At 40.2% G+C, this 10,868-nt stretch carries 11 protein-coding genes; 7 read left to right on the top strand and 4 right to left on the bottom strand.

What is annotated here, in order from left to right:
* The first annotated feature begins 120 nt into the window (after positions 1-120).
* The 4 genes from adh to aldA all read left to right on the top strand — a co-directional run bounded on the left by adh (position 121) and on the right by aldA (position 4,310).
* On the top strand, positions 121-1,641 hold the full coding sequence (gene adh, locus K3T81_RS15785) for an aldehyde dehydrogenase (RefSeq protein WP_238021000.1): 1,521 nt from the start codon (positions 121-123) through the stop codon (positions 1,639-1,641).
* A 29-nt stretch (positions 1,642-1,670) separates the two neighbouring features.
* Positions 1,671-2,018: a DUF779 domain-containing protein gene (locus tag K3T81_RS15780; protein WP_238020999.1), complete on the top strand. Its 348-nt coding sequence runs from the start codon at positions 1,671-1,673 to the stop codon at positions 2,016-2,018.
* 162 nt (positions 2,019-2,180) lie between these two features.
* Positions 2,181-2,627, top strand: coding sequence for an IDEAL domain-containing protein (locus tag K3T81_RS15775; RefSeq protein ID WP_238020998.1), 447 nt, complete (start codon positions 2,181-2,183; stop codon positions 2,625-2,627).
* A gap of 240 nt (positions 2,628-2,867) precedes the next feature.
* Positions 2,868-4,310 carry an aldehyde dehydrogenase gene (gene aldA, locus K3T81_RS15770; protein WP_238020997.1) on the top strand — a complete coding sequence of 481 codons (1,443 nt, stop codon included), beginning with the start codon at positions 2,868-2,870 and terminating at the stop codon, positions 4,308-4,310.
* Here aldA and K3T81_RS15765 read toward each other — a convergent pair.
* The 4 genes from K3T81_RS15765 to K3T81_RS15750 all read right to left on the bottom strand — a co-directional run bounded on the left by K3T81_RS15765 (position 4,276) and on the right by K3T81_RS15750 (position 8,203).
* Entirely contained in the window at positions 4,276-4,662 is a 387-nt protein-coding gene (locus tag K3T81_RS15765) for a hypothetical protein (protein ID WP_238020996.1), read from the bottom strand. The genes aldA and K3T81_RS15765 overlap by 35 nt on opposite strands.
* Before the next feature lie 4 nt (positions 4,663-4,666).
* Positions 4,667-5,272 carry a hypothetical protein gene (locus K3T81_RS15760; RefSeq protein WP_238020995.1) on the bottom strand — a complete coding sequence of 202 codons (606 nt, stop codon included), beginning with the start codon at positions 5,270-5,272 and terminating at the stop codon, positions 4,667-4,669.
* Between the two features lie 178 nt (positions 5,273-5,450).
* Positions 5,451-7,472 carry a penicillin-binding transpeptidase domain-containing protein gene (locus tag K3T81_RS15755; RefSeq protein WP_238020994.1) on the bottom strand — a complete coding sequence of 674 codons (2,022 nt, stop codon included), beginning with the start codon at positions 7,470-7,472 and terminating at the stop codon, positions 5,451-5,453.
* A 131-nt stretch (positions 7,473-7,603) separates the two neighbouring features.
* Entirely contained in the window at positions 7,604-8,203 is a 600-nt protein-coding gene (locus tag K3T81_RS15750; protein WP_238020993.1) for a class D sortase, read from the bottom strand.
* Between the two features lie 429 nt (positions 8,204-8,632).
* Here K3T81_RS15750 and K3T81_RS15745 point away from each other — a divergent pair, with 429 nt between their 5' ends.
* The 3 genes from K3T81_RS15745 to sipW all read left to right on the top strand — a co-directional run bounded on the left by K3T81_RS15745 (position 8,633) and on the right by sipW (position 10,850).
* Positions 8,633-9,250, top strand: coding sequence for a CalY family protein (locus K3T81_RS15745; RefSeq protein ID WP_238020992.1), 618 nt, complete (start codon positions 8,633-8,635; stop codon positions 9,248-9,250).
* A 140-nt stretch (positions 9,251-9,390) separates the two neighbouring features.
* Complete coding sequence (gene tapA / locus K3T81_RS15740) at positions 9,391-10,257, top strand: amyloid fiber anchoring/assembly protein TapA (RefSeq protein WP_238020991.1); 867 nt, start codon at positions 9,391-9,393, stop codon at positions 10,255-10,257.
* A 2-nt stretch (positions 10,258-10,259) separates the two neighbouring features.
* Complete coding sequence (sipW, locus tag K3T81_RS15735) at positions 10,260-10,850, top strand: signal peptidase I SipW (protein WP_238020990.1); 591 nt, start codon at positions 10,260-10,262, stop codon at positions 10,848-10,850.
* Positions 10,851-10,868 lie beyond the last annotated feature (18 nt).

Genomic DNA, 10,868 nt, shown 5'->3' with positions numbered 1-10,868 from the left:
AATCTAACTAATACAAAATGTTTGAATGATTCTGAATAAATTGCTATAGTAATCAGTAGAAAGCCACCTAGTTTTTACACCTAATTTGTAAGCGTTTGCAAAAGAGGAGGAGTGGATAGAATGAGGTATGCAAATCCAAATAGCGAAGGATCGCTAGTCCAGTTTAAAGACAGGTATGACAATTACATTGGCGGAGAATATCGTCCACCGGCAAATGGAAAGTACTTTGAAAATGTGAGCCCAGTTACGGGAAAAGCATTCTGCGAAGTTTCCAGATCAACAAAAGAGGATGTGGAAGCAGCCCTTGATGCAGCACATGCAGCCAAGAAAGAGTGGGGAGAAACATCCGTGGCAGTAAGAGCAAATATTTTAAATAAGATTGCCGATCGTATGGAAGAGAACTTGGAATTATTAGCTGTGGCCGAAACATGGGACAATGGTAAAGCAGTAAGAGAGACGCTTGCTGCCGATATCCCACTGGCAGTAGATCATTTTCGTTACTTTGCAGGAGTGATTCGGGCTCAAGAGGGTGGAATTAGCCAGATTGATAATGATACAGTGGCATACCATTTTCATGAACCACTAGGTGTGGTAGGGCAAATTATTCCATGGAATTTCCCTATTTTGATGGCGACCTGGAAGTTAGCACCGGCACTTGCAGCAGGAAATTGTGTTGTGCTAAAACCTGCTGAACAGACGCCGGCATCTATTCATATTTTATTAGAACTCATTGGGGATCTACTTCCGCCTGGTGTATTAAATGTTGTGAACGGCTTTGGTGTGGAAGCAGGGAAACCATTAGCATCAAACAGTCGGATTTCCAAAATAGCGTTCACTGGTGAAACGACAACAGGGCGATTAATTATGCAATATGCCTCTGAAAACATTATTCCTGTGACCCTGGAATTGGGTGGGAAATCTCCAAATATATTTTTCGAAGATGTCGTAGACAGAGATGATGGCTTTCTTGATAAGGCTATAGAAGGTTTGGTTATGTTCGCTCTCAACCAGGGAGAAGTATGTACGTGTCCTTCACGTGCACTTATACATGAATCCATTTACGACGAATTTATGGAACGGGCGCTAGAGCGAGTAAAACAAATTAAAATAGGCCATCCATTGGATACGGAAACCATGATGGGAGCCCAGGCTTCCAATGAACAAATGGAAAAGATACAGTCCTATTTAGATATTGGAAAACAAGAAGGAGCAGAGGTGCTTACTGGGGGAAATATTAATAAATTGGGAGGAGAACTGGAAAGCGGCTATTATGTACAGCCTACGATCTTTAAAGGAGATAACAAGATGCGTATATTCCAAGAAGAGATCTTTGGACCAGTTTTATCTGTTACGACCTTTAAAGATGATGATGAAGCCCTTGCAGTAGCAAATGATACGCTATATGGTTTAGGAGCAGGAGTCTGGACAAGAAATATGAACACTGCTTATCGATTTGGAAGAGGAATTGAAGCAGGACGTGTGTGGACGAATTGTTACCACCAATACCCTGCACATGCCGCATTTGGTGGCTACAAAAAATCCGGAATCGGCCGGGAAAACCACCTTATGATGCTTGGACATTATCAGCAGACGAAAAATCTACTAGTTAGCTATAGTGAGCAACCAGCAGGTCTATTTTAAGAGGCACATTCTATGAAAGGATGATGCATGTGACAGAACGGGTTACCGCTACAGACGAAGCACTGGAGCTAATTCGAACGTTAAAAGAATTTCATGGAGATTTAATGTTTCATCAATCTGGTGGATGTTGTGATGGAAGCTCTCCAATGTGTTATCCACAGGGCGAATTTCGCGTAGGTGAGTCAGACCTTTTACTCGGTGAAATCGGGGGTATGCCTTTCTATATTTCCAAAGATCAATATGCTTATTGGAAGCATACCCAGCTTATAATAGATGCAGTAGATGGAAGGGGAGGGATGTTTTCACTGGAAGGGCCTGAAGGGAAAAGGTTTCTTACAAGGTCAAGAGTATTTACAGAAGAGGAAAAACTAGAATAGGTAAAAACAAATAGTAGAGTCAGCTTCTTTTTATAGGAGCTGGCTTTTTATTTGTTTATTCTTAGTAGAAAAAACATAAAATAGGCTTTAATTACTAGGCAAAATGAATTATAATAAGGTAATCGTTCTATTTAATGAACAATACTTGGAGTGAGGAGCTGAATGGAAAGTATGGTCATCATCAAGTCGTTTTTGCCTTTTCGAATAGGCTTAAGCAGCAGTGCGATTTATGTAAAATTATCAGTTGGTGGATTTGTCGTACTAATCAATGGCAAGGAATTTCATTATACCCCAAATGGTGCTACTTCTATCCATGTTAACAGAAAAACGGGAGAGGTATCTAATAAGGATGCTGTCTTCGTTTTCCGGCATGGAAAAGAAGAAGAACGTATTTCGATGTATGAACTCCTTTTTTGTAGCGATTTTCTTATTTATTTACAAGCATTTATAAAACCTTATACTCCAAGCCAAACGACCCCTCCATGGGATCTAGATGAACTTGACATACTGTTTGACCAGCTTGAACTGGCAAACATAAAAAGATCCATCGACAAGGCACTTGATGAACGGGATGAAGCAACCTTTTATTCCTTACTGAAAATGCTTTAACAAGCTGCCATCATACATAAAGCGACACTGCAATCAGTCGGGGGGGTTCATTCTTCCACCACTGATTGTTAGTTGAACGAATCGGGTGTTAGCGTTCGTTTACTCCTCTTAAACATCACGGTTTCACCTTATGTTTTGAAGTGGTGGTTTTACGGACGATTGCACCGGGATAAATAATATGTTTCAGAGCCTCCTCATGGTGGAAAATTTAAAGTAGTATACCATGAAGGAGGCTTTATTGTGCAAACCCATCCTATATATATTAATGGGAAATACACAGAATCAACGGCGACAGAAACAATTGACGTAATAAATCCTGCTACAGAACAGGTGATTTCAAAGATTGCGAGCGGAACAGAAGAAGATGTGAATAAGGCAGTTAAAGCTGCTACCGATGCGCAGTCTGGCTGGGAGCATACACCAGCTGTGGAACGTGGAGAAATTGTTCGCAAACTTGGAGAAAAGCTAGAAGTTAATAAAAGTAAATTTGTTGAATTATTACAGGAAGAGCAAGGAAAAGATTTTGAATTAGCTAATGGAGAAGTAGACATGGCAATTGACTTCTTCAAATATATGTCCGAATGGGCCCGAAGAATAGAAGGAGATATTATCCCGAGTGACAGGCCAAATGAAAACATTCTCTTATATAAGAAGCCTATTGGGGTAATTGGTGGAATTGTACCATGGAACTTCCCAGTGTTTATTTTAGCAAGGAAGGTTGCATCAGCGCTGGTAACGGGCTGTACAATTGTATTAAAACCAAGCCAGAAAACACCAAATACAGCGGCGGAATTCACAAAACTGGTCGATGAGATGGAGGAACTTCCCGCAGGAGTATACAACTTTATTACCGGAAAAGGCTCTACACTAGGAAATGCCTTAGCTTCTCATCCAGATGTCGATATGATTTCCATGACAGGAAGTGTCACGGCAGGTACAAAAGTGATGGAAGCAGCGGCCCAAAGTATTACGAAAGTGAATCTGGAACTTGGTGGTAAGGCACCTGCTATTGTAACAAAGCATGCTGATCTTGACTTGGCTGCCAAACATATTACAACATCAAGACTAGCCAATAATGGACAGGCCTGTACGAATGCAGAAAGAATTTATGTTCAAGAGGAAGTGGCCGAAGCCTTTACGGAAAAGCTGAAACAATCCTTTGAAGCAGTCACAGTTGATAACCCTCTACAAAACAAACAGGCTGGTATGGGACCACTGGTGAGTAAAGATAGATTAGAAGAGGTAGAGGAAATGCTACAGACAGCTGTAAAAGAGGGAGCGGAGGTTGTGACAGGTGGCGAAAGGGTTAATAAGGAAAAGGGATTTTTCCTTCAGCCAACGATTCTTAAAAATGTCAAACATGATTCAGAAATCATTAAGGAAGAGATTTTCGGACCTGTTGTACCGATTGTCACCTTTAATGAACTCGATGACGCAATTCAAATGGGGAACGACACAGAATATGGTCTTTCATCCTCCGTTTATACCGATAATGTGCATGAGGCCATGCATGTCGTGAATCATCTTAAATTCGGAGAAACGTATGTGAACAGGGAAAACTTTGAAGCTGTTCAAGGCTATCATGCAGGAATGCGTAAATCAGGACTTGGTGGAACAGATGGCAAGCACGGGGTAGAAGATTTCCTCGTTACGCAAGTTGTTTATATGCAGTACAAGCAATAGAGAGAAATAGCAAAAGGCTGGGACATAACGTCCCAGCCTTTTTAAAACCCGGACAATAATAAACAAACTGTTTTATTACCGCTGCGGAAAATACTCCGCTTTCAGTGGGCACGGCCTTAGTCTCCTCAGAAGTAAAAATCGCTTCTTGCGGGGCCTTCGGACTCGTGCTGTTCCCACTAGAGTCTTCGCATTTTTCCTTCGCTAAAGTGTAATCCAGATACCAAACAATCAGGGGGTATCCATGAAGCATTCGAATTTTTCTGTAATACAACGTTTGAACTTGAGTTTTTTTCTTGTTTAATTTTCTTATGCCCCATCCTCTTTTGTTTTTACAATCAACTTTTTTGATCATCCTCTCATAGTAATTTTATATCTGCTTCTATATGCTCTCTCATCGCTGCTGGTTCATCTGCTCTGAATACAACTGTTTTAACCCACTTGCTTTTTCCATACGATCGTTTCATGAGAATCGGTTCTTTTAAGGTGATTTCGTAATGGGGTGAATCCATTTGCAACAAAGCGTAATACGTATCTTTTGGTGGCTTATCTTCAATTCCTCCTTGTTTTTTAGCGTTCTTTATACTTTCAATATTTTTAATATCGAGTTCAATACTACTCTGGTAACCATATCGAATAACAAGTTTCTCAGCATGAATGGTATGAGGCAGTGTTCTGACAGAATGATATAAGCCTACTATGTAAAGCAATGCGTAAATATTTAGTACCGTAAAGATCCAGGCAGCAAGATGACTCCATATCTGGAGGACAAAATGGAACAATCCACCTTCTAACACAATAAGGATGGCGAATACGATTACAAACATTTTTAACTGTGATGTTTTATGGTAGGGATAGACAGTAACATTTTTCATGTTAGCTGGACTTTTAAACCACCCAAAGATCGCATAATATAGTACTTGAAGTTCAATATAGATTAGGTAATGAAGTTTTTTTATAGCCAACAGCTCCCTTGTATATGTTTACTTTTGTGCCGGTTTTTCACTTTACCACTCGACAGGTCGTTATAAAAAAGACCAAATCATATTGCGATTTGGCCTGTTGGTTAGAGAGTTCTTCACAAAAGAACTCCCTTAACTAGTTATGATAAAAGCCACTTTCCTAATATAGGAGTTTGCTTTTCTATTTCAACTCATTAAACACATCGACTACTTTTTTCGTTGTATAAACACTTCCGCCTTTTTCTTTCACATTTTCGACCATCATGGCGATTAATAAATCTTGTTCACTTTCTTTTGTTGGAAAGCCGACAAACCAACCATTCTCTTCACCAGAATCATCTTCTGTTGTCAGTTTCAATTCAGCTGTACCAGTTTTACCGGAAATCCCTACTTCTGAGTCAGCAGTATATTTGGATGGTGTACCAGATTGACCAACCTCGTATAACAGATCCTTCATCAAATTAGCCTGATCACTATCAAGCAGGTTTTCTTTCCATACCTGCGCTGTTTCTTCACTTGTAAGCAATGTTGGTTTTATCATGTTCCCTTCGTTTAAGAAGGTAGTGTATGCTGTGGCAAGGTGTAACGAACTCATTTCTAACTGTCCTTGCCCATAACTCGAATTGGCAAGCAATACTTCATCATCCAACTTTCCATCAGAAGAAATACTGGAAGCAGTGAAAGGATATTCGTATGGAAGATCTTCCCCAAAACCGAACTCTTTTAATCCTTTTACATATGCTTCGCTACCCATATTGACTGCTTGCATGGCGAAGTAAATGTTATCAGAACGTACAAGGGCATCCTTTAAATCAACTGGGCCACTAGATTCGGAAACACGGCGGACAGCGTAATCTCCCCATCCTTTCCCATTACTCCATGTCAATCCATCGATTTCTAATCCTTCATCTGGATCAATGTTGCCATTCTTTAACCCAATTGCAGAAGTAATTGGTTTAAGAGCTGATCCTGGTGCAAAGGTTGATGAGAAACGATTTAACAATGGCTGCTGCTCATCCTCCTGTAATGTTTCCCACAGATTCGCTTTCGTCCCATAAAGGATTTCATTTGGATCGAAAGATGGGCTACTGACAAGTGCAAGTGTCTCTCCTGTTTTGGGATTTATGGCTGCAGCAGTACCAGCATCCTCTTCATAAGAATCAAAAATGCTTTCTTGTACATTTACATCAATTGTCAAGGTGATATTTTTACCGTTTTCAACTGGCGTCTCGGCAAGAACGATAGGTTCTTGATTTTCTTTGATTACTTCAATGCGTGTGCCTTTTTTACCTTTAAGTTGCTCTTCATAGAGACTTTCAAGACCTCTTTTACCAATCATGTCGTTTGCACTGTAAACGCCTGGTTCCTGTTCCTCTAACTCTTCAGCTGTAATATTTCCAATATATCCTACCAGCTGTCCAGCAGCTTCTCCAGCTGGGTAAACACGACCAGTTACTTCTCTACCAGCAACACCATCTATTTCCCATAATGGGGATAAGTCATTAGTAGAAGGCACCTTTTTTAAGGGGACGAATAAGTCTGGCTCAACCCAGGCAGCATTTAATGCTTCATCAATGGCATCAACGGAAAGTCCTATGAAGCTTGAGAGTTCTTCTTTACTTTGTTCAGGGTTACTGCCAAGCTTTCCTGGAATAATCCCAATTTCATTTACCTTGTCATTAATGGCTAATGGCATTTGGTTCCGGTCAAGAATCTCTCCTCGAGTAGGAGCTTCGCTTTGAATACTAATGTCTCCACCATCTTTTAGTTCAGGAAAAATAAAGCCAGGGTCCCACTGTACATACCAGTTTTGTTCATCCTCTTCACCTTCTTGTACAAGGGTAGCTTCATAGTCGAATTCAATTGGTCCAGCCATGCTTTCCATCGCTACTTTAAAGGGAATAGTAGCAGTCCCTTCTTCCATTGCGGTTTCCAGCTCTTCCTCTTCCAATTTTGAAAAGGATATAGAAAGGTCAGATATTGCTAGATCTTCATAAATTTTATTGTAACGATCCACATATTCTTCGGTTGGATACGTTTCAGTAGACTCACTTGATAGCATGCCATATGCATCAGAGAATTCCTGTTCATTCCAATGCTTCACATATGTATCAAATCGTTCATTTGGTGTTACTTCGTCGTCTGAACAGCCGGCTAACACTACCAAAATGATAGCAGCTAAGGCTATTGTTATCTTTTTCATCGGATCCCCCTCCAGTATCTATCTTGTAATCTAGGTCTATTATAACATGTTTGTTAAAGAATTCAGCCAATACAGAAAGCCACAAGGAAATTGATAACCCTAGTGGCCAGTTCTTACATTTGCTATTAGCCCTAATTATCTTTTTCTGTTTCAACAGGTAAGGCTGTAATGATATAACGGTCTGGAGCGCTTCCGACAAAAGAAAAAGGGTAGCAGGTGGTCAAGGTCAATACTTCCTCAGGCGCTGTAGGGGAGATGATGGTCCGATCATCCGCATCCACGATCTTTGTATCCACTATTTCATAAGTGAAGTCACCATAAGGTAGTTTGACTGTTAAATGGTCTCCTAGCTCGAGCTCCCCCATACTGCGGAAAACAGTATCCCGATGACCGGATAAAACGATCTGATCGTTTTGACCAGGATATGCAGTCCCTTTATAATGACCTACCCCTTTTGCAAGATCATCTTCATCTGTGCCTTCTACTATAGGTAATTCGGCATCTAGCCTGGGAATATACAGAATCCCGGCAGTGTCGCCCGTTTGTGGAGCAAACTCTTTCGCTGTTTCAGTTGATCCTTCATTTGTTTGGACTTTTTGTCCCTCATCGAGCAATGTTTGGGCCGCTGCCAGACTATTTTTTTGTGCTTGGGCTGTATGGAACCATTGATAACCTCCAACACCTAGTAAAACGAGTCCAGCAACGATTAACAATAGGGAGAGCTTTTTCATGGGCAATACTCCTTGCGTTCGTTATTTACTTCTAGTATATAGAAAGCTTTCCTTTTTTGAAAGATCAGATAAGGAAGATCTAAATTTTATAAAGAACAATAATTTATTCAATTTAGCAAAAAGTTAAGTAATTTAAAGAAAAAAGGCATAAAACAGAGGTATTCGTTCTTTATATAGAATTATTGAACGAATATGAAGTTTTGCAAACTATGAAATATGACCTATACTGCAAGTAATCGTTCGTTATATAAAACAAATATGTAGATAAAAAGAACGATCATTATACATAGGGAGGGGGATATTCGCTGTATATGAAGATGGTAGGAGTAGTGGACGTTCGTTTATCAAGGTAACCATCATGTATTTCTTCAGGGAACAGCAGCGGAACGTATCTCAAAATATTTATAAACTATGAGGAGGAATTTTATTATGAGTATGAAGAAAAAATTAGGTTTAGGTATTGCAACAGCAGCACTAGGAATTTCATTAGTAGGTGGAGGAACGTTCGCATACTTTAGTGACACAGCAGAAACAAATGGCACATTTGCTGCGGGAACTTTAGATCTTAATGCTAATCCAACTACAATCATTGATGTGGAAAATTTAAAGCCGGGTGATTGGATGAACCGTTCATTTACTCTTGGTAATGGTGGCTCACTTGATATTTCTAAAGTTCTACTAGAAACATCATATGAAGTTATCGACGCTGAGGGGGGCGACAATGCTGGAGAAGACTTTGGTGAGCATATCAGAGTTAACTTCTTATGGAATGAAGACAAAGCAGTATTAGGACCATGGTCTCCAGACAATGTTGTCTACTATACGACGCTTGCAGAATTGCAGAGTATGTCTCCAGACGCAGTGGCTAATGAAATCTTTGTTCCTTTCTTCGAAGAACGTGGTGGATTACAATCAGGCGATTCGGATGAATTACATGTTCAATTCGAATTTGTTGAAAGTGGAGGAGATCAAAACGTCTTCCAAGGTGATTCTCTAGAACTTCAATGGAACTTTACTGGATACCAAGGAGAAGGCGAAAGAAGATAAGTTAGTTTAGAAAGGCGGGATATTCCCGTCTTTCTTCCATACATATTATATAACAGAGATTTTGCTTTCGTAAGGGCAGCACGTATAGCTGCGTTTACGAAAGCAATGAATCATGTTGAATGGAGGGAAATAGGTTGCGAATGAGCCGGATGCGAAAGTTTAAAAGGTATAAGCAATTTGTGATGGTATGGAAGGTTGTAGCTATTTGTTATATTTCGGTATTTACGCTTGGATATCTTGCTTCCGGAACAGGAGCCTATTTCGTATCCTCACAGGAAAATGAACAAGTTATTCAGGCGGGGACATGGTGGGATGGTAGTGAGCTTGCCTTTGTAGGCAAACCAACAGTGGATGAAAAAGCCTGCCCTCAGATGAACGTTAGCGTGGAATTGAAAAATAAAGGTTTTTCCATGACAGATACAACTACCTATGAAGTATTCTTCTCCGAAACAGGCAATCCACAAAAAACGGGTAAGAAAGTAGCGAGTGGTGAAATTAAAACGCTTGAAAAGGATGAAACAGTTTCCTTAACCTACCAGGCAGAAAAAGAAGGCTTTTATGTTTTTAAAGCACTTCAGCATCCATTATATGGCGAAGAAACGGAGAAACCATTAGAGGTTTGGAGCAAAAAAGTAAATGCAAAATGTAAAGAGAAAAAGGTAAAAGAAGAATTAGATAAAGAAGTAGAACAGAAAAAAGACGAGGACATTTCTACCGAGGATAACAAAAAAGAAGAGTCGAATAACACCGATGACACGGAAGAGAAAACTAAACCAGAAACAGAAAAGGCTCCTGTGGAGGAAGAGAAGGACACTTCATCAACTGAGGAAAACAAACAGGAAACAGACACATCAGAAGCAACAGAAGCTGAATCAGAGAAACAGGAAGTAAAACAAGAAAAGCAAACGGAAAAACAGACAGAAAAACAGCCAGAGAAGAAGCAACAAGAGCAAAGTGAAGGGACAGAGCAACAATCTACTGGAACAAAAGAGGAAGAGGGAGAATAAACATGTCACTTAAACAAGTAAAAAAGTGGGTTAGCCGCATTACGACCTATGTATTGTTCGCTGCACTAATTGTAATGGCAGTTGTCGTGGTCTCTTCTAAAGCGTCTGGGGGAGAACCAGAAATTGCTGGTTACCAGCTGAAAACCGTGTTATCAGGCTCCATGGAACCAGGAATCCAAACTGGCTCGTTAATCGCTGTTAAGCCGGATGGGGATATGAAACGGTTTAAAGACGGGGATGTCATCACGTTCATGGATGAAGAAGAAAAACTCATTACTCACCGTATTACCGAAGTAATGGCAAGTGGTGAGCAAGTGATGTACCGGACAAAAGGTGATAACAATAATGCGGAAGATCTTGAGCCAGTATTATCTGAAAACGTCGTGGCGGAATACACTGGTTTCACGATCCCTTATCTTGGATATCTGGTTAACTTTGCACAGTCTCGAAATGGCGCATTTCTGTTACTCATTCCAGGGATTTTACTGCTATGTTACTCCGGCCTAACGATTTGGCGGACCTTGGGAGAAATAGAGAAGCAAAATAAAAAAGGTGATCAGAAACTAGAGGAAGGGCGATCACTTTCTTCCTAACAATAGAAAAAAATCTGA

The sequence above is a fragment of the Oceanobacillus jordanicus genome (genome assembly GCF_022095695.1).
Lineage (GTDB): Bacteria > Bacillota > Bacilli > Bacillales > Amphibacillaceae > Oceanobacillus_B > Oceanobacillus_B jordanicus.
This window is presented reverse-complemented; position numbering and strand designations above follow the sequence as displayed.

Bases quoted from the DNA above. Each gene is read 5' to 3' on its own strand.
- adh (WP_238021000.1), top strand. From the start codon at position 121: ATGAGGTATGCAAATCCAAATAGCGAAGGATCGCTAGTCCAGTTTAAA.
- K3T81_RS15775 (WP_238020998.1), top strand. From the start codon at position 2,181: ATGGAAAGTATGGTCATCATCAAGTCGTTTTTGCCTTTTCGAATAGGC.
- K3T81_RS15765 (WP_238020996.1), bottom strand. From the start codon at position 4,662: ATGATCAAAAAAGTTGATTGTAAAAACAAAAGAGGATGGGGCATAAGA.
- K3T81_RS15755 (WP_238020994.1), bottom strand. From the start codon at position 7,472: ATGAAAAAGATAACAATAGCCTTAGCTGCTATCATTTTGGTAGTGTTA.
- K3T81_RS15750 (WP_238020993.1), bottom strand. From the start codon at position 8,203: ATGAAAAAGCTCTCCCTATTGTTAATCGTTGCTGGACTCGTTTTACTA.
- K3T81_RS15745 (WP_238020992.1), top strand. From the start codon at position 8,633: ATGAGTATGAAGAAAAAATTAGGTTTAGGTATTGCAACAGCAGCACTA.
- tapA (WP_238020991.1), top strand. From the start codon at position 9,391: ATGAGCCGGATGCGAAAGTTTAAAAGGTATAAGCAATTTGTGATGGTA.
- sipW (WP_238020990.1), top strand. From the start codon at position 10,260: ATGTCACTTAAACAAGTAAAAAAGTGGGTTAGCCGCATTACGACCTAT.